The sequence below is a fragment of the Anaerovorax sp. IOR16 genome, from assembly GCF_017168145.1.
Taxonomy (GTDB): domain Bacteria; phylum Bacillota; class Clostridia; order Peptostreptococcales; family Anaerovoracaceae; genus IOR16.
Genome location: NZ_JADQTL010000001.1, coordinates 34,451 through 61,348, shown reverse-complemented (window position 1 = coordinate 61,348; position 26,898 = coordinate 34,451). Strand labels below are relative to the sequence as shown.

Sequence of the window (26,898 nt, the reverse complement as noted above, 5' to 3'; positions counted from 1 at the left end):
AAGGTTCGTCCACTCAGGGTTAGTCGGGGCCTAAGCCGAGAGCGAACGCTGTAGGCGATGGACAACAGGTTGAGATTCCTGTACCACCGAAAATCGTTTGAGCGAAGTGGGGGACACAGAAGGATAAGTTGAGCACGCCGTTGGTTGAGCGTGTCTAAGCGTCAAGGGAGTTATGGTAGGCAAATCCGCCGTAACAATTCTGAGGCGTGATGGGGAGGGAAATAAAGTACCGAAGCAACTGATTTCACACTGTCAAGAAAAGCCGCTAGCGAGATTGTAGGTGCCCGTACCGCAAACCGACACAGGTAGATGAGGAGAGAATCCTAAGGCGAGCGAGAGAACTATTGTTAAGGAACTCGGCAAAATAACCCCGTAACTTCGGGAGAAGGGGAACCACAGAAATGTGGTCGCAGTGAAAAGGCCCAGGCGACTGTTTACCAAAAACACAGGTCTCTGCTAAAGCGAAAGCTGATGTATAGGGGCTGACGCCTGCCCGGTGCTGGAAGGTTAAGGGGAAGTGTCAGAGCAATCGAAGCACAGAACTTAAGCCCCAGTAAACGGCGGCCGTAACTATAACGGTCCTAAGGTAGCGAAATTCCTTGTCGGGTAAGTTCCGACCCGCACGAAAGGCGTAACGATCTGGGCACTGTCTCAACAATAGACTCGGTGAAATTGTAGTACCGGTAAAGATGCCGGTTACCCGCAGCAGGACGGAAAGACCCCGTGGAGCTTTACTGCAGCTTGATATTGGATTTCGGTGTTGCATGTACAGAATAGGTGGGAGGCTAAGAATCTAGGACGCCAGTTTTAGAGGAGCCGCCTTTGGGATACCACTCTTGTAACATTGAAGTTCTAACCACGTGCTGTAATCCAGTACTGGGACAGTGTCAGGCGGGCAGTTTGACTGGGGCGGTCGCCTCCTAAAGAGTAACGGAGGCGCCCAAAGGTTCCCTCAGCGCGGTCGGAAATCGCGCGAAGAGTGTAAAGGCAAAAGGGAGCTTGACTGCGAGACCTACAAGTCGAGCAGGGACGAAAGTCGGGCTTAGTGATCCGGTGGTTCCGAGTGGAAGGGCCATCGCTCAACGGATAAAAGCTACCCCGGGGATAACAGGCTTATACCCCCCAAGAGTCCACATCGACGGGGGTGTTTGGCACCTCGATGTCGGCTCGTCTCATCCTGGGGCTGAAGTAGGTCCCAAGGGTTGGGCTGTTCGCCCATTAAAGAGGTACGCGAGCTGGGTTCAGAACGTCGTGAGACAGTTCGGTCCCTATCCGCTGTGGGCGTCGGAAATTTGAGTGGAGCTGTCCTTAGTACGAGAGGACCGGGATGGACATACCTCTGGTGTACCAGTTGTTCTGCCAAGGGCACGGCTGGGTAGCTAAGTATGGACGGGATAAGCGCTGAAAGCATCTAAGTGCGAAGCCCCCCACAAGAATAGATTTCCTTCAGTTTACTGATAAGACCCGTGAGAGACTATCACGTTGATAGGTCGGAGGTGTAAGTATGGCAACATATTCAGCTGACCGATACTAATAGGTCGAACGCTTGACCAATGGTTTCAAGTAAGAAGTAAAAAGATTACATTGTTTGGTTTTGAGGGTACTAACCTTCAAAAAAATCTGGTGACTATAGCAAGGAGGTCACACCTGTTCCCATATCGAACACAGTAGTTAAGCTCCTTTGCGCTGATGGTACTTGGCGGGCAGCTGCCTGGGAGAGTAGGACGTCGCCAGTTTGTATGGCTCCATGGTCAAGCGGTCAAGACACCGCCCTTTCACGGCGGTAACCCGGGTTCGATTCCCGGTGGAGTCACCAATAAATGTGAGGTCGCGCAATTGCGCGACTTCGCTAATATTAAATGGTATGCGCGTGTGGCGGAATTGGCAGACGCACTAGACTTAGGATCTAGCGGGCGACCGTGGGGGTTCAAGTCCCTCCGCGCGCACCATATTTAATAAACACTGGGTTATCTCAGTGTTTATTGACGTTTAAGGAAAAAAACTATAATAAATAACGATTATTCTTATAGAAGTTGGGGTGATAATTGTTGGTAACTAATAAAGAAAAAAGAAAGAAAATATTATTGGTTGAGGATAGTCAACTTACAGTTCGATTAATATCGGATTTTCTTTCAGAAAATGGTTATGAAATAGAGGTTACTGCAAGTGGTGAAGAAGCTGTATATAAAGTATATAATGGGCTTTCAATCGATCTTATACTGATGGATATTGGACTAGAAGGGAAAATAGATGGTATAGATGCTGCTCGAAAAATTTTAGAGTATCAGGATATACCTATTGTTTTTATTACTGCAAACACTTCAAAAGAAGTAATCGTTAAAATGAAAGAAGTTCGTGCATATGGATTTGTACTGAAAGGTACAGAAAAAGCTGTTATGTTATCTACTATAGAAATGGCATTAAAGCTTTATGATGCGAATTCTCGGGTTAAAATAAAAAAAGCAACTTTGAGTGCGATTATGGATGCTACGGAAGATTCGATTATTCTGTTTGATAATAAACTTAAGATTACATATTGCAATCTTGCGAATGAGCATTTTTTTGGATACTCTAGAGATGAAATATTAGGACAGCAGTTAGATAAATTTTTATTATCATATAAATGGATTGCACAAAATAATTATAAGCTTTTTAATTTGGATGAGAATGGTTGTTTATTTGGAAAAAATGTGGAGTTAATTGTACAACATAAAAATGGCTATAAAATATACGTTGAGGTTTCTTTATCTAGTTTAAAATTAGAAGATGTATGGTATGGTGTTGGAGTATTAAGGGATATTAGTGCTCGTAAGCAACAAGAGGAAAAACTGTTAAAAAGTAGGAGAGAATATTTGGAGCTTGCAGAAAATGCACCTGTTGGCGTTTTAAAATGTGATCTTCATGGAAATATAACCTATTTAAATAGTAAGGTACTTGAGATCATGGGATCTTCTAATATATTAGCAACTCGTATGATTAATTTATTTACGGATCCTATTTTGGTAGAGTCCGGATTGTCGCAAATACTACTTGATTGTATAGAAAAAAATCAATCGGCGGTACAAGAAGTTTCTTATAAAACGAAATGGGGGAAGCAGGTATGGCTAAGAGCCCATATCAAAATATTGGGAGATGAGGATTGCTTAACTGGAATACAGATAATTATTGATGAAATTACGAAACAGAAACAATTAGAAGAGAAGCTGCATCATTTATCTGTTACCGATGAGCTTACGGGAGCATATAACCGCAGATATATGAAAGAAAAAATAGAAGTTGAAATTCACAGAAGTTTAAGGAGTGGTGATGTTTTTTCTATTGTAATGTTTGATATTGATCATTTTAAAAAAATCAATGATTCATTCGGACATAATGTAGGTGATCTTATTTTAGGAGCAATTGTAAAAGAGATAAAAGATACTTTAAATGAACAGGATGTGTTTGCTCGATGGGGTGGAGAAGAATTTATTATATTATACCCGGACACGACTGTTGAAACAGCAATACAAATTGCAGAAGAGTTACGAAATAAGTTAAGTTCGCTTCGTATGCCTTGGATTGGTTCTATGACTGCGAGTTTTGGTGTTACACGATTTTATCCCGATGATTCGATTGATAGTTTGGTAAAGAGAGCTGATTTGATGATGTATCAAGCTAAAAATGATGGGAGAAATTGTGTCAGATGTATTGATTAGGATCATTACGTATACATAATCATATTTAAATGGGTTGGTAATTCAAATTACCAACCCATTGTTTTTTATAAAAAGGTATTCCGTTTTAAGGTCTAATTATTATTAATATTTATTATTGTTGCTGTCCTCATAATTATATTGTTTTGATGAAGCATAGGTGTCATCATACTGTGTAGTTGGGTTCACATAATTGTCATAGCTGCTATAGTCAACTTGGCTATTGTAGTCAGTTTGGTTGTTATAGTCGTTATAGCTATTATCGTGATTATTAAGTTTAAACTTTGCAATTAATCCTTTTAATAGGCTGGATTGGCTTGAAAGTTCTTCACTTGCAGCAGCACTTTCTTCGGCAGTTGCAGCATTTGTTTGTACAACAGCAGATATTTGTTCCACTCCTAAGTTAACTTGAGAAATGGATACTGCTTGATGATCAGATGCTTGTGCAATTTTATCAATGATACCAACCGCCTCCATAGCAATCTGAGCACTTGATTCAAGAGAGTGAGCTGTTCTGTCCGCAATGGAAGAACCGTTTTCAACCGCATAAATGGTTTCTTCAATAAGTGCAGTTGTATTTTTTGCAGCTTCCGCTGATTTTCCTGCTAGATTTCTTACTTCATCTGCAACAACAGCAAAGCCTTTTCCTGCTGCTCCGGCACGCGCGGCCTCGACTGCAGCATTCAATGCAAGAATGTTTGTTTGGAATGCAATGTCATCGATTACTTTAATGATTTTTGAAATTTCATTGGATTTTAAAGTAATTTCATTCATTGCTCCAAGCATATTACTCATTTCATCATTGCTCTTATGTAATTCTTTTCCGGCAAGTTCTGCCATACCACTGGCTTTTTTTGCATTGTCCGCATTTTGCTGGATTTCTGTGGTGATTTCTGAAATGGATGCAGATAATTCTTCGATGGAACTTGCCTGTTCGGTTGCACCTTGAGATAGAGCCTGCGCACCATTAGAAACTTGTTCAGAACCACTTGCAACTTGATCTGCTGATTGATTCATTTGCAAGAAGGTTGCATTTAGATTCAAAAGCAGTGATTGCATATTTTCTTTTAGTTTTATAAATTGCCCTACATAATCCTTATGTAATTCAATCATTAAATCACCTTGTGATATTTTACTGAGGGCGTCAGCAATTTCATCAATATAACCTTGATAATTCACTAGCTGTTGAATGGTAAGGTTAAATGCATTTGCAAGCTGACCGACTTCATCTTTTGAGTTAATAGAGAGCTCAACATCAAAGTTACCATTTGCAATTTCTTGTGCAACAACTGTAACCTTTTTAATCGGTTTTGTAATTTTATCACTTACAAAATAGGTAATGACTGCACCAACAATTATTGCGATGAAAGAGAAGATAATCAAAAGGAATTTAATTGCATTGATTTCTTTTAGGATTTCGCTTGTTTCAACGCCAACTGCGACAATCCAAGGGCTACCTTCAATTGGAGCAAAACCTACTATTTTATTGATACCATTATATGTATATTCCCCACTTCCAGATTCACGTTTTATCATTGATTCTGTAAGTTCCCCTAATGCTTTAAGAGATTGATCTGTCTTAGCATTTTCAATGTCATTATCCTGACTTAAAACCAAATCTTTGTTTTTGTGTCCGATGGTAGTACCTTGGTCATTAACCATATATGCATATCCAGTTTCGCGATAACTAACTTGGCTAACGATATCAGATAAAGTTTGTCCATCTTTTCTTCCGTAAAATACACCGATTGTTTGTCCGTTTTTATAAACCGGAGCTGCATAGATAATTACCAATTCACCGGTTGCATTGCTGATAATTACGTCGGAAGCGGCCATTTGACCATTCATAGCGGATTGAAAATATTCTCTGTTAGCAATATTTGTTGTTTCTCTTTTTGTGTTAAATACAGTGCTATTTCCGGATGTATCTGCAAAAGCAAAGGCCAAGTAGCCTGTTCTTGCTGCTTCTGCTTCAAAAAATGCTATTTTTTGTTCTATTGTTGTATTAGGATCAATGAGCAATTGATTTTGCGCCAATGCATCTACATAATTAAGATCACTATCTCTTCTTGCTTGAATGTAGTTGGCTTCTTGTTTTGCGATTTCTTCTAAATCACTATGAGTACCTTTAATTAAATTATTACTGGTAGTGTAAATAGATAAAAATCCTAAAAATGACGTTAGAATAAGTATGACTGTTGTAAAGATAATTAATAGCCTGATTTTTAATGATTTCATGTTACAGAACCTCCTAAGTATGTTATTAAATTCTTGCCAATCTCTATAAACACTTTCTACCCCATTTGTATTGTTTAAAACGAAAATGATTTTATATATTAACAAACTAATACGAGTTAGTTTGTGTAAGTTTATCACGTGAAATGCGGTTCGTCAATTAAGTTAAATAAAATAAGAAAAGAATTATAAATGTTTTTTGTTTCTAGCAATGTACGTTTTTATTATTCTTCTTGATAGATTATTAATAGATATGAACTGATAAGAAAAAGGAATGACTCATTCATAGAATCATTCCTCAGATATGTATTAGTATTTTAGCTTAAACTTTGAAATTAACCCTTTTAGAAGATTCGACTGACTTGATAATTCCTCACTTGCAGCAGCACTTTCTTCTGCAGTTGCAGCATTTGTTTGCACAACGGCAGATATTTGTTCAACCCCCAGATTTACTTGGGCGATGGATGACGCTTGTTGATTGGAGGCTTGTGCGATCGTATCAATAATTCCAACAGCCTCTTTTGCAACCTGTTCACTTGATTCAAGAGAGTGCGCCGTTCTTTCTGCAATGGAAGAACCATTTTCAACGGCAAGAATGGTTTCTTCAATAAGTGTTGTGGTGCTTTTTGCAGCTTCTGCTGATTTTCCTGCTAGATTTCTTACTTCGTCTGCAACGACAGCAAAGCCTTTTCCCGCAGCTCCTGCACGTGCTGCTTCGACTGCAGCATTCAATGCAAGAATGTTTGTTTGAAATGCAATATCATCAATTACTTTAATGATTTTAGAAATTTCATTGGATTTTAAAGTGATTTCATTCATTGCTTCAAGCATAAGATTCATATCATCATTGCTCTTATTTAATTCCTTACCGGCAAGCGCTGCCATACCGCTGGCCGTTTTTGCATTGTCCGCATTTTGTTGGATTTCTGACGTTATTTCAGCAATGGATGCCGATAATTCCTCGATAGAACTTGCCTGTTCTGTGGCACCTTGTGAAAGTGCCTGTGCACCATTGGAGACTTGTTCGGAACCACTTGCAACTTGATCTGCCGACTGATTCATTTGCAAGAAGGTGGCATTTAAATTCAAAAGTAAAGATTGCATATTCTCTTTTAATTTAATGAACTGCCCTACATAATCCCTTTGTAATTCAATCATGAGGTCTCCTTGCGATATCTTGCTGAGTGCCTCGGAAATTTCATCAATATAGCCTTGATAATTTACTAGTTGCTGAATGGTAAGATTAAAAGCATTTGCAAGTTGCCCTACCTCATCTTTTGTATTAATGGAGAGCTCAACATTAAAGTTCCCATTTGCAATTTCTTGTGCAACCCCCGTAACCTTTTTAATGGGTTTTGAAATTTTATCACTTACAAAATAGGTGATAATTGCTCCTGTAATAATTGCTGTTAAGCATAGGATTAGAAGTAAGTTTCTAAGAGCATTTACTTCTTTTAATACCTCTTGCTTTTCAATTTCCATTACGACTATCCAAGGACTACCATCAACCGGTGCAAAACCTGATACTAAATTTTCTCCATCATATGTGTAGCTTCCACTACCAATTTCTCTTTTTAACATATAATTTTGAGTAAGATCAGCCAATGCTTGGAGTGAGCTGTTGTTTTTTGCATCCTCTATTACATTTTCTTGTCTTAAAACAAGATTAATATCTTTTTCTGCAATGGTAACACCGTTGTCATTAATCATATAGCAATAGCCCGTTTCTTTATAGGTAGCTTCACTTGCGATATTGTTTAAGAATGTACCATCTTTTCTTCCATATAAAATACCAATGGTTTCTCCGTTTCTATATACAGGAGCTGCAAATATAATTACTAATTTTCCAGTTGCGCTGCTAATAATTATGTCAGAAGCAGCGGATTGTCCATTGATAGCCGATTGAAAATAGTCTCGATTTGCAACATTGGTTGTTTCCATTTTTGTGTTAAATACGGTACTATTTCCAGTTTTATCCGCATAAGCAAAGGCTAAATATCCTGTTCTTTTTGATTCTGCTTCAAAAAAAGATATTTTTTGTTCGACTGAAATAGATGGGTCTGTAAGTATAGAATTTTGTGCGAGAGCATCCACATATTTAAGTTCAGCATCCCTTTTTGCTTGAATATAGCTTGCTTGTTGCTTTGCGATTTCCTTTAAATCATCATTTGTATCAGCAATTATGTTCTTACTTACTGTACGTATAGACAACAATCCTAAGAATGAAGTTAGAATAAGTATTATAACTGTAAAGATGACGACTAGTCTGATTTTTAATGATTTCATGTGACAGAACCTCCTAAGTATGCTACAAGTGATATGTCATTCTCTATTCACATTTTCCCTTATGAATTATAAATCCTTCTAATAAATGTTAGAAGGCACTAACGAACGTTAGTTTTTAAAAGTTTATCATGGTAAATTTTATTCGTCAATCCATATTAAAAAAATTGACAAGACTTTTAAAATTGTAAAAAATCAGGTTAATATAAAAAGTCAGAAGAAATGGAGATTCGATAGTACTTTATATTGACACTTTAACTTGGGTTATAGTATTGTAAAACTGATACAATTAAGTGAATCGTACTTAACGGAGGGTATAATGGGGAAAAAGGAAGAGATATTAAATGTTGCACATATGCTTTTTTCAGAAAAAGGATATAACTTATCAATGTCCGAGCTATCTAATGCTGTAAAAATAAAAACTCCATCTATATATAGTCATTTTAGGAGTAAAGAAGAAATTATTGAATGTATTGTAAAACAGGAAATTGAAAACTGTTTTAGCTATCTTCAAATTACCATTAATGAAATGGAAGGTAAAAAATGTAAAGATAAATTTGAAGGCGTTCTTTTTGCAATCTTTCATTATTTTAATCAAAATAAGAGATTGGGATTTTGGAAAAACATATCACTGATACAAAACACTAAACTTAAAAATGAGTTTCATAAAATAATCAAAGACAAGGAAGATTATTATCTTAATAAATTAAAACAATGTGTGGAAAAGGGAATTGCAGAAGGACAAATCAAAGAGTCTGTTGGTGAAGGAGCGGTTTATTTATATTTTACCATGATGCAAGGCATGATGGATTTAATGCTCCTTTATGAAAACCAACCACTTGATGTCAATGAATACGTAAAAAAAACATGGAGTGCGTATTGGGAAGGAATTAAAGCGATATAAGAAAAATATATTGTATTAATTACTTTAAAAAGAATTAGGGGCTGATGAGATGAATACACGTGTTAATTTTGGGATTCGATTCTTTGTTGTGCTTACTTTTTTATTAATGATAGTAATAAATGCAATTGCAAATATAATACCTATTAATGGAGTGACGACTGGAGAAGTATCGGATTATTATGCAAATCTTTTTTCGCCTGCAGCAATAACGTTTTCTATTTGGGGATTGATTTATTTATTGCTTGCAGGTTATACGATTTATCAATTATTCCGTTTTAGTGATGGGAAAAAAGTAGCCCTATTGAATAAAATCGGGCTTTATTTTTCCATTTCATCACTTGCGAATGCTACTTGGATTCTTTGCTGGCATTATTATAAAATTCCGTTGTCAATGTTATGTATGATTATTATTCTCATATGTTTAATAATAATAGTTTCAAATACAGTAAAATGTCAGTTAACACTTAAAGAATGGTTCTTTATTCGATTACCTTTTAGTATTTATTTTGGCTGGATTACAATAGCGACCATTGCGAATATGACGACACTCCTTGTTTATTTTGATTGGGATGGATTCGGCATTTCCGAAGTAGTATGGACGGTTATTGCTATTACATTAGGTACTATCATTGGTATCACAACAATGCTGCTTTATAAAGACATGGCTTATGGATTTGCAGTCCTATGGGGTTTTATTGGAATTTTGATTAAGCAGTTGTCACCTAATGGGTTTCATGGCGAATATCCAGCCATTATTATTACTACTGTCGCAGCTCTTACGTTACTATTTATTGCTGAGTTATATTTATTTTTCTTAAAGTTAAATTCAAAGAGTTAGATTTAGTTTTTTTCTCATTGTGTCTTGATTCATACTATGTAATAAAGCATTGTCTGCAGAGATATATCCTTGCTTATATAATTGAAGAATGCTATCATCCATTGTAATCATCCCCTGATCCGAAGAAGATTGAATGGTGAAATCAATTTGATGTGATTTGGATTCTCGAATTAAATTTCGTATCGCATGGTTGCAAAACATTAATTCAAAGGCTGGAACAAGCTTTCCGTCTAATGTTGGTATTAATTGTTGGCAAACGACCGCTTTTAAGACCATGGAAAGTTGAACACGTATTTGTTGCTGTTGATTCGGAGGAAATACATCAATAATTCGATCTATGGTATTTGCAGCACCCAGTGTATGTAAGGTCGAAAACACCAACTGCCCTGTTTCAGCAGCAGACATAGCTATGGAAATTGTTTCTAAATCTCGCATTTCTCCCAGTAGAATAACATCAGGTGCTTGGCGGAGTGCTGCACGAAGACCTTTTGTATAACTTTCGGTATCCATAAAAATTTCTCTTTGCGTAACAATGCTCTTATCATGTCGATGTAAGTATTCAACTGGATCTTCTAATGTTATTATGTGATTTTCTCTTGTTTTATTAATTTTATCAATTAAGCAAGCTAGCGTTGTTGATTTTCCGCTGCCAGTAGTACCGGTTACTAAGACCAGCCCTTTCGAAAATTTATGGATATCAGTGACTATTTTAGGAATTTTTAGCTCTTCAGAATCTGGTAGATGAAATGCTACGATACGTAGCACTGCTGCCATAGAACCTCTTTGCATAAAAGTATTGACTCGAAATCTTGCTAAATTTGGTATGGAAAAAGAAAAATCATCATCATGTTTTTTTATAAATGATGAATGATCGCGCAGTGCCATATTATAAATTTTTAATACCAATGCTTCTGTATCAGGTGGCATTAATTTATCACCGACTGATATAATACGGCCGCCACATGAGTAGGAAAGTGATTTTCCCGCGATAATAAAAATGTCACTTGCGTTTGCTTGAATGCATTCTTTAAAAAATTCCTCTAGATTCATCTCATTTCCTCCATGTATATAAAATCGTCATAGTTTTTAATTGAGTTTACGTTAAGTAATATACGGATTAATTTGATTATAATGGAAAAGAGAGAATCGCTGCAAGTTGTTTGGAAAAAATTGATTTAATTATTAATATAATATAACCTTATATATACAATATATTTCGTGACAGTTGTTTGAATAAAAGTTATAATGAGAGACACTAGCTTTTTTATTTGATAGGAGATTGATGATTATGCTATTAAATACCGATTTTAAAACACAGGGAAATAAAGAAGGGGTACTTTATATTCAGCTATTAGGGGATTTTCTTATTGAGTATAATCAAAATACCTTATCAGGCGAGAAAGTACATGCTAAACAGGTTTGGAACTTATTAGAATATCTAATTGTAAATAGAAAGAAAGAGACCTCTTTGGATACATTAATTGAAATCTTGTGGAATGAAAAAGAAGTTGAAGATCCGGCAAATGCTTTGAAAAATTTAGCTTATCGTTTAAGAAATACAATTAAGAAAAATCTAAAGTTGGATTCGAATAATTGCATAGTATATAAGTATGGTTCTTATGCATGGAACACGGAAGTTCCTTGTGTATTTGATGTGGATTTATTTGAAGACTACATAAAGGAAGCAGAAAAGCCAAGCATTGAAAAATCTTTGGCTTGTGATTATTATTATAAAGCTTTTCAAATCTATAAAGGCAATTTTTTACCACAGTCTGAATATAAAGAATGGGTACGTCCTATTGCTGTATATTACCAACGTATGTACATGAAGGTTTGTGAAAAATTATGCGAACTCTTAATGGAGCAGGAAAGCTATGATATAATTGAAGAGGTTTGTAGAAGAGCGATTACAGTAGACCCTTTTGTAGAAATAAATCATGTCAATTTAATTAAAGCTTTAATTGCAACCAATAATCAAAAAAAAGCAGTTGCTCATTATAACGAAGTAAGCAATATGTTTTATGATGAACTTGGAGTACAGCCTTCTGAAGCAATTACAAAGCTGTACAAAGACATTATCAATAAAAATTTGGATTTTGAAAAGGATATTGCAGTAATAAAGGGGGATTTGGCAGAAACGAACGATGTTACAGGAACTTTACAGTGTAATTATGAAATGTTTAAGATCATTTATCGTTTACAGGCAAGAGCGGCATTGCGTAATGGTAAATCTATCTTTATTGCATTGTTGACAGTAACTTCAAAAAATGGTAGTAAGATTCCTTCCAATCAACTAGAAGAAACTCTGGATAATTTAATACATACACTTTGTTCTTTTCTAAGAAAAGATGATGTTGTAACTCGTTACGGGAGAACGCAGTTTTTATTGATGCTATCAAATATTACATATGAAAATACTGTAAAGGTTTTAAATCGTTTAGTAAATCGAATTAATAAAAGTGAGATTGGTAATAAGGTAGAAATATATGGTCAGATGGAATCTATCGATCCGCTTGAATTGGGAGATTACAAGAAATGATTGATTTAGAGAATAAAATAATAACGAGTAATATTTCTATTTTTTATGTATATATAAAAAATGATGTAAATATAGATAACGGTGATTTTTTTGGTACCATACTAAATGAAAGTTATAATTTTGCTATTGATTTTAATAGCTTTCGAAATATGATGGAAGTATTAGAGGGTTTGTTTAATTATGTAAATTTTCCTATGGCAACTCATGAAGAACGAACATTTCAAAAAAAGGAAAAGAAAAATCATACTTTGCCAAAAGAGTTGTATCCTGCAACGTTAGAAATGTTTAAAAATCAAAAACCAGATTTTCTTTTACATGTACAATTCCGTCAGAATGCAACATGGCAGGGAACATTACAATGGATTTCAACGAGAAAAACAAAAAGGTTTCGAAGTGAATTAGAATTGCTAGAACTGATACTTAATGCAATGCATTGTGAATTGTGACCTAGTTGTGACTCAAGCTGTTATAATAGAAATTGTTTAATGTAAAAGCATATCTGATTATGTAGTGAGGAGTTATTAAAGAGGAGACTGTAAAAAATGGTGGATGTTGCGCATATAAATGATGGAAAAGCGACGTTTACAATACAAGTGCAATTTACTTGTAATGCAACATGGCAGGGAACAATTTCATGGATGGAAGGTCAAAAGACACAAAAATTTAGAAGTGAGCTTGAGATGATAAAGCTAATGATGGAAGCGATTCATGGAGAAAGTGAAACCAAGCAATTGCAAACATGGTAGCGGGAAATATACTTTTTATAATAAGCATTTATGTAAGTAAAAAAGCAGAAGTATGCCTCTGCTTTTTTTTTATGCAAGAAATTCTTTCATTGATCACATAGGATGAAAATCTATAAAAGAGAGAATTCTACATTGGTATAAAATTTTTTTTAAAAACATAGTTAATTTATTGAATAAAAATAATAAAAATATGGAAAATATTTCGTATATGTGACTGTACTGTGACTATCACATGGAATAATAAGATTAATATAGATAGAGTATCAAAATTATTAAGAGGGATGTGAAAATATGATGAGAAAAAAATTGAGCGCAGTGTTCGTCTCCCTTCTTGTCGCAGCAAGTGCATCAAGTGCTGCATTTGCAACTGAAATAAACCAGGAAGATGCTTTAGCAGAATTTATTGTGCCTACAGCTGAGTCTTCTGTAATGAATTTGCAGAGCGAAGAAGCGGTTGAAATGCATAATGGAGATGCAGCGGATGTAACACAAAGTGAGACAACGGAAAATGCTGACCAAGCAGGGGGAGAAGCAACAGAAGAAGGTGTATTGCAGGAACCTGCAGTAGTGACGCCGATTGCAGAGGAACCGGTAGTGGAAGAGCCTGTAGTGGAAACACCGGTTGTTGAGGAACCAGTAGTGGAAGAACCTGCAGTAGAAACGCCGGTTGTTGAGGAACCAGTAGTGGAAGAACCTGCAGTAGAAACGCCGGTTGTTGAGGAGCCAGTAGTGGAAGAGCCTGCAGTGGAAACGCCGGTTGTTGAGGAACCGGTAGTGGAAGAACCTGCAGTAGAAACGCCGGTTGTTGAGGAACCGGTAGTGGAAGAGCCTGCAGTGGAAACGCCGGTTGTTGAGGAACCTATAGTAGAAGAGCCAATTGTAGAAGAAGTTATTGAAGAACTTCCAGTCGTTGAAGAACTGCCTGTAGCTGCAACGTTGACGATTATATATCATGGACAATATGAAGATATATCGGAGACGATTGAAGAAAAAGTTGTAGGATATTCGATTGGTGAAACAGTGGATCTCAATGAATACATCGAAAAAATGATAACAAGAGATTGTATTGTTTATCAAGGTGATATTAAGGAGATTACTTTAGATAAATCTGAGGTGACGGTTGAATTGAACTATACGTATGAGTTTTAAGTCTAGTCAAGAGAATGGAGGGGAGATATGAAAAATAAAAGAATCTTATCATGGCTTTTGACGTTAATGATGATTTTTACGTTAGTTCCGGCAAATGTATTTGCTGATAGTTTGTCTGAGGGTGATGTCGTTGCAACTAAAAGTGCTGAGTTTGATCCGGAGACAGGAGAAGCAACCGTAACGCTTACTGTTACTGGCGAGGATAAGGAAACTCATTATGGTGCAGATATCATTCTCATTGTAGATGAATCAGGCGGTATGGGCGGTAAGCTTGGTAAAATAAATTACACTTGTAAAAGTAAAGAATATAATACCGCAGTATGCGAATCTACAGAGTATGAGGAACATGAATGCGGATGTGATGATTTTACTAAAGATAAAAAGGTGTGTGGAAGTAAAACTTACTATAAAAAAGACATAGGTTTTTTCACAACAAAGATTCGATATTTTTGCAGTGATTGCGATTGCAAACTGGGGAAAAATGAGCCAGATGATAATTGGCAATGCGAAAATCGAATAGACACTTATACTTGTGATAAATGTGGCTATGAAACAACTGATTGGGATGAGTATGTAGATGCTATTGTTTGGGGATGCCCTAACATTGTATCACACACTTGTTCAAAGTGTGGCGCAGAATTAGGAGCAGAAGAGCCGCCTTCTGGCTGGAAGTGCTCTAGTGAAAAATATACTTGTGCTGAATGTGGAGAAGATTTGGGCTATACAAAGCCGGATGCGGATTGGCAGTGTAATACGGTTCATAATACTGACAGAATGACGCTTGCAAAGGCTGCATCTAAGGAATTTGCTGCGAATGTTCTTGGCGGAGATAATCGATTAGCGATAATTGGCTTCTCTTCCTCTTCGGGCAATAATCATTCACAAGGATTTACAAGTAGTTTAGAAACTGTTAATGGTGTCATTGATCAGTTTAGTGCTGGTGGTGGCACAAATTATACTTCAGCATTAAATACTGCGATTGGATTTCTGAATGGAAGAAATAAAGCTAGACCATTATATGTGGTTATGATGTCTGATGGCGCTCCTGGTAAGTATGGAGAAAGTGCAGATGATTTAAATTGGAATGGTATAAATCAAGCAAAATCTTTGAAGGAAGATTATAGTGCTACTATTTATACAATCGGAATTGGTCTATCTGGCGATGCATCTGCATTAAAGGCACTTTCTTCGAATAAAGATGGCGAGAAATTATATCAAAACGTAAATGTAAACTCCATGGAAAAGGATTTAGGAAACGTTTTAGATACCATTGCAGGAGCAATTGAAAAAACACCTGCCGGCAGAAACACCGTAATGACGGATAAAGTCAATTTGGAAGAGTTTGAATGGGTAGGATTTGAGGGTTCACATGAAGGTGCGAACTATGAGAACGGAACGATTACGTGGGATATCGGTAACACTTCGGAAAACGTGCAGACATTAAAATTTAAAATTCGATTAAAACAAGAATATTTCGAAGCCGGTGGTACGTACAATACAAATGAAACGGTATGGGTTACCTATACGGATGTAGGCGGAGTTGAAGGAGTTACGATTCCGAAGGAAGAAATTGGTCACCCAAATGTTACAGCTGATGCGAAAAATATTACTGCAACTTATATAGCTGAAACTGGCGGAAGCGTAAGCAATGCAAGTGAAACGATTCGACCAAGCCAATCATTTACAGGATCAACTGCAACATCAGATGCAGGCTATACTTTCTTAGGATGGTTTGAGGGAAGCGATAAAATAAGCGACAATGCTCATTTTATACCAACTGATAAAGTATCAAAAACTTACACGGCTAAGTTTGCAGAAAATACAGTAACCATTAACTACATTGCTGGTGAAAATGGTGAGGTAGGAAGAAAAACGGAAACAGTAGGTGTAGTAAATGGAGAGGTTCAAGGATCAACTGCAACAGCTGATACCAATTATCACTTTGTAAACTGGACGGATGCAGATGGAGAAGTAGCAAGTACGGAAGCTGCAATCAAACCAGATAAGGCAGATGGAACTTATACGGCTAATTTCGCAGAAGATCAAGTAACGATTTCCTATGAAGCAGGAGCTGGTGGAAGCATCGATGAAACTAGTGAAGTGATAGGAGTGGTAAATGGCAGTGCACAGGGATCAACTGCAACTCCAGATAATGGATATCATTTCCTTGGTTGGTTTGATGGAAGCAATAAAGTAAGTGATGATGCAGCCTTTGCACCAGAAAAAGTAGATGGTGTAAACCAAGCAAAGACTTATACCGCAAAGTTTGCAGAAACTATGGTAACCATTAACTATGTTGCTGGAGCAAATGGAAGCGTAACAAAAGATAAAGAAACAATTGGTGTAGTAAATGGAGAGGTTCAAGGATCAACTGCAACACCGTTTGAAAACTATCATTTTGTAAACTGGACGGATGCAGAGGGCAATGAAGTAGGAACAGATTTAGAATTGGTACCTAGTCTGGCAGATGGAACGTATACTGCAAACTTTGCAGAAGATCAAGTGACGATTCAATATAAAGCTGAAACTGGCGGGAGATTAACAGGAGCAGCACAGGAAAGTGTATTTGTTGTAAACGGAGATCCAGCTGGTACTACAGTAGAGACATTACCTGGTTATACCTTCTTAGGTTGGTTTGATGGAGATATAATTGTAAGTCCAGACCTCAATTTTATACCACAAAAGGTAAATGGGGTAAATGAAGCAAAGGTTTATACAGCTAAGTTCGAAGAACATGAAGTAACAATTCTGTATGAAGCAGAGCTAGGCGGAACCGTAAACAGGAGTTTTGAGACGATAGGGGCTTCAACCGGAGTTGTAGAAGGTTCTACTGCGACCGCAGATACAGGCTATACCTTCTTAGGTTGGTTTGATGGTGATACAAAGGTAAGCCCAGACTTTACTTTTAAACCAGAAAAAGTAAACGGCATAAACATTGAAAAGACCTATACCGCTAAGTTTAAAGAAAATGAAATAACGATTTTATATGAAGCGGAGCAGGGTGGTACGGTAAGCTTAACAATGGAAGTCGTTGGAGAAGTAACTGGAGAGATTAAGGGTTCTACTGCAACTGCAAACGATGGCTATACTTTCTTAGGTTGGTTTGATGGTGATACCAAGATAGATGATAATGAAATATTTGAACCGACTGAGAGAATTAGCAATAGTTATATTGCTAAATTTAAAGAAAATACAGTAACCATTAACTACATTGCTGGTGAAAATGGTGAGGTAGGAAGAGAAACGGAAACAGTAGGTGTAGTAAATGGAGAGGTTCAAGGATCAACTGCAACAGCTGATACCAATTACCACTTTGTAAACTGGACGGATGCAGATGGAGATGTAGCAAGTACGGAAGCTGCAATCAAACCAGATAAGGCAGATGGAACTTATACGGCTAATTTTGCAGAAGATCAAGTAACGATTTCCTATGAGGCGGAAGCTGGCGGAAGCATTGACGAAACTAGTGAAGTGGTAGGAGTGGTAACTGGCATTGCAAAGGGATCAACTGCAACGCCAGATGATGGATATCATTTCCTTGGTTGGTTTGATGGAAGCAATAAAGTAGGTGATGAAGCAGCCTTTGCACCGCAAAAAGTAAATGATGTAAACGTAGAAAAAACTTATATCGCAAAGTTTGCAGAAACTATGGTAACCATTAACTATGTTGCCGGAGCAAATGGAAGCGTAACAAGCGATACTGAGACGGTAGGCTTGGCAGGAGGATCGGTTCAAGGTTCCACTGCAATACCGTTTGAAAACTATCATTTTGTGAATTGGACGGATTCAGAGGGCAGTGAAGTAGGAACAGATTTAGAATTGGTACCTAGTCTGGCAGATGGAACGTATACTGCAAACTTTGCAGAAGATCAAGTGACGATTCAATATAAAGCTGAAACTGGCGGGAGATTAACAGGAGCAGCACAGGAAAGTGTATTTGTTGTAAACGGAAATCCAGCTGGTACTATAGTAGAAACATTACCTGGTTATACCTTCTTAGGTTGGTTTGACGGTGATATGAAGGTAAGTTCAGATCTTGCTTTTATACCACAAAAGGTAAATAATATAAATGAAGCAAAGATTTATACAGCTAAGTTCGAAGAAAATAATGTAACGATCCGATATGAAGCAGAACCAGGTGGAACTGCAAACAGAAGTAGTGAAACTATAGGAGCTTCAACCGGGGTTGCAGAAGGATCAACTGCAAGCGCGGATGCAGGGTACAGCTTTTTAGGATGGTTTGATGGTGTTAACAAAGTAAGTTCGGAATTAAGTTTTGTTCCACAAAAAGTAGATAATCTTAATATAGAAAAGACTTATATTGCGAAGTTTACTGAAAATCTAGTAACTATCAACTATATAGCAGAAGAAGGCGGAAGCGTTAGCCTTCCAAGCGAAACAATTGGAGGGGTTACTGGAACTGTAGCAGGATCAACAGCCACGGCAGACCTTGGATATGAATTCGTAGGTTGGCATGATGAAGAGGGTTTTGTAAGCGATGATGCAAACTTGATACCTGAACAGGTAGAGGGTATGTATGTAGGAAACACATACAAAGCAGTATTCGAAAAATTAATAAAGGTAACTTACTATGTAGATGGAGCACAAAGTGGAGATCCTGAATACTACCATTGGGAAGAAAAAATAACAATAAGAGAAAATCCAACAAAGAGCGGGTATAGATTCAGTAATTGGAATTTATCAGAACTGAGCTCTTACGAGGGTGAATATTATGTAATAGATGAAAACGAAGATTATGAAGTTAGTATTACGGGTACATTTAGTAAAAAGAAAAAGCATAAAAAGGATGATCCAATAGTAACAATCGAGGATGAAGAAGTTCCATTAGCTGGAATGCTTCAACTGAACAAAGTGGATCACTTCAACTATGTTGCAGGATATCCGGCAGGTGATGTTCGACCAAACAATAACATTACCAGAGAAGAAGTTGCAATGATCTTCTATCGATTGTTAACGGACACTTCCAGAGATATGTTCTTTACAGCAGAAGAAAACTTCACAGATGTAGCTTCCAATCGCTGGTCAGTAAATGCAATTGCAACACTGGCAAACGGAGATATCATAAAAGGTTATAATAACGGAACCTTTGGAGCAGGGAAATCCATTACAAGAGGAGAATTTGCAACCATTGCATCGAAGTTTGATGCATTAGAAGAAGTTGATAAAGAACTGTTCACAGATGTTGAAGGACATTGGGCAAAATCTTATATTAATTCAGCTGCGACAAAAGGTTGGATTAAGGGTTACGAAGATGGTTCCTTCAAACCGGATCAATATATTACAAGAGCAGAAGCAATGACATTGATTAATAAAGTTCTTGAAAGAAGAATCAATGAAGCAGGGTTAATCGATGGATACAAGGTATTCCCGGATAATAAAAAGGGTGCATGGTATTACTATGAAGTAATCGAAGCGACCAATAACCACAACTATGCAGAAAGAGCTAGTATGTTAGATATGGAAACTTGGACGGAAGTATTACCAGATAAAACTTGGAAATAAAATAAAAACAATTCAGCGGTAAGTTTGGAATGAACTTACCGCTATTGTTTTGCATAAAATAAAAATCTAAGTTAGTTAAGGGAATTTTGAATGCTATAAATTGATTTTTAGTAAATATAGGTATATAATAAAGATAAGTATAGGCTTATTTAATGATTTGAAATTGGTGAGGATTATGATAAATTTAAGACAAAAAATGATAGCATATACTATAATTGGAATACTATTCGTAGTACCGCTGTTGACTGCTTGCAATCAACAAGAGACTCCTTCACAAGAGGTTTCGTCTGCAGATCAGATGGATTTGATGGTAGAAGAGATTACAATTCAAGATGAAGAGGTGCCACTTGCAAATCTACCTGAGCAATTGCAGATACTTCTTCCTACAGCCTCTGGTGAAAAGACATTTAGTGGCAAGAATGTGATTGTGGATGCTTCGAATGTAAGCCAAGGATATGTGATGGTTAAATACACTGGAACCAATTCTAAGATAAAAGTACAGATTTTAAAGTCATCTGGTACAACTTACACATATAATTTAAATGCAAGATCAACTTACGAGGTATTTCCTCTTTCAGAGGGGAATGGGAGCTACACTATAAAACTATTCGAGAATATATCCGCAAGTAAGTATTCTCAGGCATTTAGCCAAAGTTTGCAGGTGAAATTAGAAAATCAATTCTTACCATTTTTATATCCAAATCAATATGTTAATTTTACAGCAGAAAGTGCAACCATTGCAAAAGGTCTGGAATTAACCAATGGGATTACGGATGATTTGAAAAAGGTAGAAACGATTTACAATTATGTTGTAGATACTTTTACTTATGATAAAGCAAAGGCGAATGCGGTACAATCCGGCTATTTACCAAATTTGGACCGGGTATTGACTTCTAAAAAAGGGATTTGTTTTGATTATGCTTCGGTTATGGCAGCAATGCTTCGATCTCAAAATATTCCTTCAAAATTGGTGGTCGGGTATACAGGGGATGTATACCATGCATGGATTAACGTGTATACCAAAGAAACCGGATGGGTTGATGGGATGATTTTCTTTGACGGCAGCAAATGGCAGATGATGGATCCGACTTTTGCTTCTTCCGGAAAGAGAAGTGAATCCATTATGAAGTATATTGGAAATGGAAGTAATTATAAGGCGAAGTACATATACTAAGCCATGAAAATAGCATGGAAGGGCAGGTAGTAATATCTGTCCTTTTTTAAAATTATATTTTAAAATAAATAGATATTTTTGCTAAATGGAGGAGTTAAATGAAAGCAAGAGATTTATCAGAATTTTGCATGCAGATGTCTTTTTTATTAGAAGCAGGTATATCTTTAGATGGCGGATTAAACATTTTAGCAGAAGATGCAAGTACAGAGCAGGAAAAGCTAATGTTGATCAATATGGCAAAGCGCATTGAAGAAGGTGTTCCGTTTACTGTTGCCCTTCAAGAGACAGAAGAATTTCCTGTATATATAGTAAAGATGGCCGAGGTAGGAGAGGCAACAGGAACTCTTGAGGGAATCATGCATTCTTTGGCTGACTACTATGAAAAGGAAAATATGTTGGCGAAATTAATAAAAAATGCAATTACATATCCAATGATTATGATTGTAATGCTTCTTTTGGTACTCTTTGTTCTATTGACAAAGGTTATGCCGATTTTTGAAAGCGTTTATCAACAGTTAGGGGCTCAGCTTTCTCCTATTACAAAAAGTGCAATGCAAATTGGAAGTGTGTTTAGCGGTGTTCTCCTTTTAATAAGTCTTATATTTGCAATTTTTATAGCAACCGCACTTTTTTTTAAGAAAAAAGGACACAACCTAAAGTGGACAGAGCAAATATTAAATTATATAAAGGGAAGAAGTAAGATTGCATATCTCTTATCAAAGCGACGCTTATCTGCTATTTTAGCGATTTCCATTCAGAGTGGATTAAGCGTGGAAAAAGGAATTGAAATGGCACAGGACATCGTTCATGAAAAAAAGATACAACAAAGGATGAAAGAATGCAAAAATGAAATTCAAAAAGGTGAATTGCTATATGATGCATTGAAAACAGCTGAGCTTTTTGGCGGTATCGATTTACAAATGATTAAGGTTGGAAGTCAATCGGGTAAATTGGACCAAGCATTATTTAAGATGTCGCAAAAATACGAGGATGAGGTTGATACAGCAGTAGAAAATATGATTGCTCGTTTTGAACCGACAATGGTCGCAGTTTTGGGTTTAATAGTTGGAATGATTTTACTTGCTGTTATGATGCCGCTAGTTGGAATTATGGCAACGATAGGTTAGGTGAAAATATGAAACAATATATTGTACCCATACTGGGATTTATTTGTGTAATTATAATTTTTTTATTTGCATTTAATGAAATTTCGAATAAATCAGTAGAAGAAGGAGCACTTACTTTAGACCGTGCCATCCATCGTGCAGCAGTACAGTGCTATGCAATTGAAGGAAGGTATCCTTCGTCTGTGGAATATTTGGTAGATAATTATGGCATTCAAATTGATGGAGAAAAATATGTAGTTTTTTATGAAGGCTTTGCTTCTAATTTAATGCCTGATATCACAGTTAGTTTGCGGTAGGGGTGAATGAGATGGTACGAAAAAATGTAAGAGGAAAAGGGCAATCTGCACAGTTTTTGTTTATTATGTTGTTGTTTTTCGCCCTTGCGATCAGTGCATTGTTTACTATTTTATTTGGTGCAAAGGTCTATGAAAATATAGGTCAACGTATGGAAGACAATTTTAAACAGATAACACCTTTGGCATATATATCGAATCAAATCAAGCAGTCAGATCGATTTGATTCTGTTTCCATAACGACACTGGAAGGTATCTCTGTATTGAAGCTATCGCAAACTTATAATGACCAAGAGTATGAAACCTTGATTTATTATCAAGATGGTTCCGTAAAAGAACTATTTACATCTGTGGATAGTGGATTGACCTTAGATGCAGGCATTGAAATTATGAAGACAGATGGAATTTTCTTTGAAATGATCTCAGAGGATTTATTACGTGTAGAGACTAAGGGATCAGAGGGACAATCCATTTTGATTTCACTTCGAAGTGGAGGTCGGCAAAAATGATGAAATATCGTGACTCAAAATCTCAAATATTTCTTATGGAGTTTATTATAGTGATTCTGTTTTTCTCAATTTGCGTAACGATTTGTTTAAAAGCTTTTGTTGAAGCAAATCAAATGAGTGAGGAGAGTAAAAGGATCAATCATGCAATTTTAATTGGCGAAAGTGCTGCAGAATGCATTAAGGCTTCCGATTATAAAGAAATTGATGATAAACTAAGTTCATTGGTGTATCCACAAGTAAAAGAAAAGGAATACAATATTGAAGTAAAAAAACAATTAAAAAATCAAATGCTCGAAGCTACAATTATAGTAAGTGATATAGAAAAAAAAGACATTTATGAATTAAAGGTAAAAAAATATACTCCTGGTGAGGTACAATAAATGAATAAGCAAAATAAGAATGAAGTAAAGAGAGGGACAATACAGATTGGAATCAGTTCACTCTTATTGGTTTTTACAGTACTTTGCTTGGTAGTGTTCAGTGTGTTGGCGTTGTCAAGTGCAAAGGCTGATTGGAAACTGGCACAAAAAAATAAGATTAATGTAAAGCAATATTATGAAGCAGATAGCTTGGCAGAAGAAATGGCAAAGAAAATCAATGAATATATAATGGATTCAGTTTTTTCAAACTCTGCGATTATTAAGAATCAGGAACTTTTAGGGAAATCCTTAGAAGAAAACTTGGATGTATCATATAATAAAGATGATAATACAGTATCTTATCAAATTGATATAAGTGATGAACAATTGATGATAGTTTGTTTAAAAATTAAGCCTTACAATGAAATTCAAGAAGGAATTAAAAACTATGAGGTTCTATCATGGGTAGTGCAAAATAAAATGGATTATGAAATCGACGAGAGCATACCTGTTTGGAATGGTGAAGAATAATAAAATAATCTTTTGTATTATTTTATCGTATTTTGAAATTATAACTGTTGACATAAAAATAGAAAAGCAGGATAATTATTTGGTAAACAGAAAAGGGAGGAATATTTTATGGAGAAGAGATTATACAAGTCAGCAAAAGATCGAGCAATAATGGGTGTGTGTGGAGGAATTGCCGAATATTTTGAGATGGATTCGGTTATTGTCCGCTTATTGGCCGTTATTTTTACTCTTATAGGAGGAGCCGGTATTTTAGCCTATATAATCGCAGCAATTGTGATTCCGGAAAGACAAAGTGAACCACTGAATGAAGCTTATAATCAGACATATGAAAATGGTGAGTATAAAGAAAAGCCAGCTTCAACTGAAAAAGGAAAGCAAAGTTCGAAGATTGCCATTGGAATTGTGTTTGTATTTTTAGGAGTGTATTTACTCCTGAAGGTATTCATGCCATTCTTTGATGGAAGAATACTTTTAGCAGCAGCTTTAATTCTTATAGGGATTGGCGTAATTGCAGTAAAATAAATTCTTAGGAAAAGCTATTAGAGAAAAAACGAAAATATTAAAATGAAACTTGTAAATTGCTTCGTTTAATTGGGTTAGATAAAGAGATCTAACCCTTTTTTATTTATTAAATCAGACTTTATTTATTAAAAAAGGTTTGCATTAATTTGAAGAAGCTGGTTTTTCCTTTGCGAACATCATAATAAATACAAAAAGAAGCATTATGCATGCACCTAAAACGGCTTTTTCAACGAAACGGGATGTAATAGATGCTCCTAGTACTGCACCCAAAAGAAATGAAAAAATAACAAAGAAGTAGTGAAAACTTTTTTCAATCGAAGCGTTTTTTTTGTATATCAAACCACTGTAGAGTTTTTCCGTTGCACTCCTTAGATTCCCAGTACACATTGTAGTCGCAATGGAATTACCTTTTATTGTTCGAAAGCTTTCCACCTGCATAGAGCAGACAAAAGAAATGATTACATTTGCTATCATATTTTTTGAACCTATAGGAATGAATGCTACGATAAAAAGAGAAAGAATTTCGATTGCTATGATAATTTGCCGCCAATGGATTAGACTCTCTTGTTTTTTATATTTATTTTTTATCATTTCAACAATAACAACACCAAGGATAAAAGCTAAAATTGGGAGCAGATAATAAATCATATTCACCCAGTTTTTTCCATTATATTGATGCCTAGAAGAACAATATTTCCAGTTTGCGCATTTGCAAAAACATGATCTCGGGCAACATAGGTATAAGCATCAAGAAATCCCCCGACAAAAGCTAGGAATAATCCTAGAATCAAAGATTCTGATGGTTGATTGGAAATAGGATATGAATGTTTCATTTTATAGAAAACCCCTTACGAAAAGAATATTGAATAAAAAGTGAAAGGAGCTGTCCTATAATAAGAACAGCTCTCAGACTGTAGACAAAATACCTTGCTAAATTTATATTCTTATAATTTCTGCAAGGTATTTTCTATTTTTTCTATAAAGCTTTTAAAAAAAGAAAAAATAAAAGGATATCTCTATGCCATTTGATTCCTTCTTTCAGATTTATGAATCCATGTTGCTAGTTTTTTTAGATTCATGGACGCAAAAAGAAGATTCAGTTCCATTTCTATCTTCTGAATCCCTCGATATTGTGTATAACGCATATTATGTTTTTCTTTTGCATCTGCAAAGACTCGCTCAATGGTTTGACTCCGTAGTTTGTAAAGATCTCGATACTTTGGAGTATGACGAATGTCCTCACATTGCTCTATGTAGTTTTCCCATATATGACGTGTGACTACTTTTACATGGTCTTTACTTGCTGTGCATTCTGATAAGGAAGGGCAACTCTTGCAAATTTCTCCTTTACTCTTATATTCCCGATACCCTTCTCTATTTGTTGTAGTATAGTTTAACACTTGGTTTTCTGGGCATACAAAGCAATCATAGTATTCATCATAAGCATATTCGTGTTTTTTAAAATAACCATTTTTTGTCATAGGTCGTTTGTATGGTAGGATAGGAATTCGTTTATCTTTGAGTATTTCTCTAGCAATTGCAGGTGTTTTATATCCGGAATCCATTACAATATTTTTTACACCTTTATATCTTTTTACTTTTTCATAAATCTTTGGGAATGCAACTGAGTCATGTACATTTCCTGGATTTGTATGAAAAGCAAGTATGTAATTGTTTCGATCGCAAGCTACATTTGCAGCATAAGCAAATACTACCTTATGCTTTCCTTTATGAAATACGCCGCAATCCGGATCTACGGTACTTTTCTTGATTACTTTTGTCTTTTCTTTGGCTTCCGTTTTTTTTACAAGCTTGTTTTCCTCGTTCAATGCGATCTTCGTTAATTTCTTTCATTAGTTCTTTTTCATAGTATTTAACGGATTCCAAAACGGTTTCTTTTTCACTGTTATGGTTATTTGCACTTGCTTTAATATGTGTACCGTCAATGAAAATGCTTTCTGAATTAATGAATTCATATTCCATGATTTCAGCAATGACTCTTTGAAAGATTTGTTCGAATAAGTCAGTATTTTGAAACCGACGAGAGTAGTTTTTACCAAAGGTAGAAAAGTGAGGAATTTCTTCCTCTAAACTATAACCAAGATACCATCGATAAGCTACATTCGTTTGAATTTCTTTAATGGTCTGTCTCATGGATCGAATACCAAAGGTATATTGAATGAGGGTAATTTTAATTAAGACAACAGGATCGATGCTTTCTTTTCCCACATCAGAATACAAATCTTTTACAAGGTCATAAATGAAAGAGAGATTAATCGCAGTATCTATCTTACGAATAATATGATCTTGTGGAACAAGAGAATTCAAGGTTACCATTTGAAATTGATCACGACCTAATAAATCTTTCTTACCCATCATAAAGCAAATACCTCCATGTATTTATACATATATTTTACCATAAATACAATAAAATGTATTACATTATGTAAAAAAAACTGTAGGCAAAGATAGAG

The 26,898-nt window shown here is 35.9% G+C and carries 18 protein-coding genes, 2 tRNA genes, 2 rRNA genes and 2 pseudogenes; 19 read left to right on the top strand and 5 right to left on the bottom strand.

The features are described 5' to 3' along the window. The 5 genes from I2490_RS00285 to I2490_RS00265 form a co-directional block, all read left to right on the top strand. Positions 1-1,554 (top strand): 23S ribosomal RNA (locus I2490_RS00285); the annotation flags it as partial. 65 nt (positions 1,555-1,619) lie between these two features. Beyond that, positions 1,620-1,736 (top strand): 5S ribosomal RNA (gene rrf, locus I2490_RS00280). A 5-nt stretch (positions 1,737-1,741) separates the two neighbouring features. Further along, positions 1,742-1,816, top strand: a tRNA-Glu gene (locus tag I2490_RS00275). 50 nt (positions 1,817-1,866) lie between these two features. After that, positions 1,867-1,949 (top strand) — tRNA-Leu (locus tag I2490_RS00270). Positions 1,950-2,045: 96 nt separating this feature from the next. Continuing rightward, entirely contained in the window at positions 2,046-3,695 is a 1,650-nt protein-coding gene (locus I2490_RS00265; RefSeq protein ID WP_206457787.1) for a GGDEF domain-containing response regulator, read from the top strand. A gap of 102 nt (positions 3,696-3,797) precedes the next feature. Here the strand turns inward: I2490_RS00265 and I2490_RS00260 are convergent, their stop codons facing one another. Both I2490_RS00260 and I2490_RS16500 read right to left on the bottom strand, forming a co-directional pair. Further along, the gene (locus I2490_RS00260) at positions 3,798-5,930 is read right to left on the bottom strand and encodes a methyl-accepting chemotaxis protein (RefSeq protein WP_206457786.1); all 2,133 of its coding nucleotides are present in this window, start codon (positions 5,928-5,930) and stop codon (positions 3,798-3,800) included. Positions 5,931-6,236: 306 nt separating this feature from the next. Continuing rightward, the gene (locus I2490_RS16500; RefSeq protein ID WP_245157031.1) at positions 6,237-8,213 is read right to left on the bottom strand and encodes a methyl-accepting chemotaxis protein; all 1,977 of its coding nucleotides are present in this window, start codon (positions 8,211-8,213) and stop codon (positions 6,237-6,239) included. Between the two features lie 316 nt (positions 8,214-8,529). On the opposite strand from I2490_RS16500, the gene I2490_RS00250 reads away from it, so the two are divergent. Then, entirely contained in the window at positions 8,530-9,114 is a 585-nt protein-coding gene (locus I2490_RS00250; RefSeq protein WP_206457785.1) for a TetR/AcrR family transcriptional regulator, read from the top strand. 49 nt (positions 9,115-9,163) lie between these two features. Further along, positions 9,164-9,952 (top strand): tryptophan-rich sensory protein, encoded by a 789-nt coding sequence (locus I2490_RS00245; protein ID WP_206457784.1) that lies wholly within the window; start codon positions 9,164-9,166, stop codon positions 9,950-9,952. Here I2490_RS00245 and I2490_RS00240 read toward each other — a convergent pair. Next, complete coding sequence (locus I2490_RS00240) at positions 9,941-11,002, bottom strand: type IV pilus twitching motility protein PilT (RefSeq protein WP_206457783.1); 1,062 nt, start codon at positions 11,000-11,002, stop codon at positions 9,941-9,943. The two genes, I2490_RS00245 and I2490_RS00240, sit on opposite strands and share 12 nt — an antisense overlap. A gap of 238 nt (positions 11,003-11,240) precedes the next feature. Here I2490_RS00240 and I2490_RS00235 point away from each other — a divergent pair, with 238 nt between their 5' ends. From I2490_RS00235 to I2490_RS00180, 12 genes are all read left to right on the top strand, one after another. After that, positions 11,241-12,491 carry a BTAD domain-containing putative transcriptional regulator gene (locus tag I2490_RS00235; protein WP_206457782.1) on the top strand — a complete coding sequence of 417 codons (1,251 nt, stop codon included), beginning with the start codon at positions 11,241-11,243 and terminating at the stop codon, positions 12,489-12,491. Further along, positions 12,488-12,937 carry a hypothetical protein gene (locus I2490_RS00230; protein WP_206457781.1) on the top strand — a complete coding sequence of 150 codons (450 nt, stop codon included), beginning with the start codon at positions 12,488-12,490 and terminating at the stop codon, positions 12,935-12,937. The genes I2490_RS00235 and I2490_RS00230 overlap by 4 nt, the downstream gene beginning before the upstream one ends. 96 nt (positions 12,938-13,033) lie before the next feature. Beyond that, positions 13,034-13,237 (top strand): hypothetical protein, encoded by a 204-nt coding sequence (locus I2490_RS00225; RefSeq protein WP_206457780.1) that lies wholly within the window; start codon positions 13,034-13,036, stop codon positions 13,235-13,237. A 291-nt stretch (positions 13,238-13,528) separates the two neighbouring features. Continuing rightward, positions 13,529-14,386, top strand: coding sequence for a hypothetical protein (locus I2490_RS00220; protein WP_206457779.1), 858 nt, complete (start codon positions 13,529-13,531; stop codon positions 14,384-14,386). 27 nt (positions 14,387-14,413) lie between these two features. Next, positions 14,414-19,909, top strand: a complete 5,496-nt coding sequence (locus I2490_RS00215) for an InlB B-repeat-containing protein (protein WP_206457778.1) — start codon at positions 14,414-14,416, stop codon at positions 19,907-19,909. Positions 19,910-20,084: 175 nt separating this feature from the next. Further along, on the top strand, positions 20,085-21,083 hold the full coding sequence (locus tag I2490_RS00210) for a transglutaminase-like domain-containing protein (protein ID WP_245157030.1): 999 nt from the start codon (positions 20,085-20,087) through the stop codon (positions 21,081-21,083). A gap of 98 nt (positions 21,084-21,181) precedes the next feature. Continuing rightward, positions 21,182-22,210: a type II secretion system F family protein gene (locus tag I2490_RS00205; RefSeq protein ID WP_206457777.1), complete on the top strand. Its 1,029-nt coding sequence runs from the start codon at positions 21,182-21,184 to the stop codon at positions 22,208-22,210. A gap of 8 nt (positions 22,211-22,218) precedes the next feature. Further along, on the top strand, positions 22,219-22,506 hold the full coding sequence (locus tag I2490_RS00200) for a hypothetical protein (RefSeq protein WP_206457776.1): 288 nt from the start codon (positions 22,219-22,221) through the stop codon (positions 22,504-22,506). An 11-nt stretch (positions 22,507-22,517) separates the two neighbouring features. After that, positions 22,518-23,012, top strand: a complete 495-nt coding sequence (locus I2490_RS00195) for a DUF4860 domain-containing protein (RefSeq protein ID WP_206457775.1) — start codon at positions 22,518-22,520, stop codon at positions 23,010-23,012. After that, positions 23,009-23,392: a hypothetical protein gene (locus I2490_RS00190; RefSeq protein WP_206457774.1), complete on the top strand. Its 384-nt coding sequence runs from the start codon at positions 23,009-23,011 to the stop codon at positions 23,390-23,392. The genes I2490_RS00195 and I2490_RS00190 overlap by 4 nt, the downstream gene beginning before the upstream one ends. After that, positions 23,393-23,902, top strand: coding sequence for a hypothetical protein (locus I2490_RS00185; protein ID WP_206457773.1), 510 nt, complete (start codon positions 23,393-23,395; stop codon positions 23,900-23,902). Positions 23,903-24,010: 108 nt separating this feature from the next. Next, entirely contained in the window at positions 24,011-24,424 is a 414-nt protein-coding gene (locus I2490_RS00180; protein ID WP_206457772.1) for a PspC domain-containing protein, read from the top strand. Between the two features lie 141 nt (positions 24,425-24,565). Here the strand turns inward: I2490_RS00180 and I2490_RS00175 are convergent. Both I2490_RS00175 and I2490_RS00170 read right to left on the bottom strand, forming a co-directional pair. Further along, a pseudogene (locus I2490_RS00175) lies at positions 24,566-25,257 on the bottom strand (YoaK family protein). A 183-nt stretch (positions 25,258-25,440) separates the two neighbouring features. Next, a pseudogene (locus tag I2490_RS00170) lies at positions 25,441-26,803 on the bottom strand (IS1182 family transposase). Positions 26,804-26,898 lie beyond the last annotated feature (95 nt).

What these genes read in the sequence shown, in the direction of transcription:
- I2490_RS00210 (WP_245157030.1), top strand. Translation starts at nt 20,085, where the DNA reads ATGATAAATTTAAGACAAAAAATGATAGCATATACTATAATTGGAATA.
- I2490_RS00190 (WP_206457774.1), top strand. Translation starts at nt 23,009, where the DNA reads ATGATGAAATATCGTGACTCAAAATCTCAAATATTTCTTATGGAGTTT.
- I2490_RS00225 (WP_206457780.1), top strand. Translation starts at nt 13,034, where the DNA reads ATGGTGGATGTTGCGCATATAAATGATGGAAAAGCGACGTTTACAATA.
- I2490_RS16500 (WP_245157031.1), bottom strand. Translation starts at nt 8,213, where the DNA reads ATGAAATCATTAAAAATCAGACTAGTCGTCATCTTTACAGTTATAATA.
- I2490_RS00185 (WP_206457773.1), top strand. Translation starts at nt 23,393, where the DNA reads ATGAATAAGCAAAATAAGAATGAAGTAAAGAGAGGGACAATACAGATT.
- I2490_RS00240 (WP_206457783.1), bottom strand. Translation starts at nt 11,002, where the DNA reads ATGAATCTAGAGGAATTTTTTAAAGAATGCATTCAAGCAAACGCAAGT.
- I2490_RS00195 (WP_206457775.1), top strand. Translation starts at nt 22,518, where the DNA reads ATGGTACGAAAAAATGTAAGAGGAAAAGGGCAATCTGCACAGTTTTTG.
- I2490_RS00235 (WP_206457782.1), top strand. Translation starts at nt 11,241, where the DNA reads ATGCTATTAAATACCGATTTTAAAACACAGGGAAATAAAGAAGGGGTA.
- I2490_RS00260 (WP_206457786.1), bottom strand. Translation starts at nt 5,930, where the DNA reads ATGAAATCATTAAAAATCAGGCTATTAATTATCTTTACAACAGTCATA.
- I2490_RS00230 (WP_206457781.1), top strand. Translation starts at nt 12,488, where the DNA reads ATGATTGATTTAGAGAATAAAATAATAACGAGTAATATTTCTATTTTT.
- I2490_RS00180 (WP_206457772.1), top strand. Translation starts at nt 24,011, where the DNA reads ATGGAGAAGAGATTATACAAGTCAGCAAAAGATCGAGCAATAATGGGT.
- I2490_RS00250 (WP_206457785.1), top strand. Translation starts at nt 8,530, where the DNA reads ATGGGGAAAAAGGAAGAGATATTAAATGTTGCACATATGCTTTTTTCA.
- I2490_RS00205 (WP_206457777.1), top strand. Translation starts at nt 21,182, where the DNA reads ATGAAAGCAAGAGATTTATCAGAATTTTGCATGCAGATGTCTTTTTTA.
- I2490_RS00220 (WP_206457779.1), top strand. Translation starts at nt 13,529, where the DNA reads ATGATGAGAAAAAAATTGAGCGCAGTGTTCGTCTCCCTTCTTGTCGCA.
- I2490_RS00245 (WP_206457784.1), top strand. Translation starts at nt 9,164, where the DNA reads ATGAATACACGTGTTAATTTTGGGATTCGATTCTTTGTTGTGCTTACT.
- I2490_RS00215 (WP_206457778.1), top strand. Translation starts at nt 14,414, where the DNA reads ATGAAAAATAAAAGAATCTTATCATGGCTTTTGACGTTAATGATGATT.
- I2490_RS00200 (WP_206457776.1), top strand. Translation starts at nt 22,219, where the DNA reads ATGAAACAATATATTGTACCCATACTGGGATTTATTTGTGTAATTATA.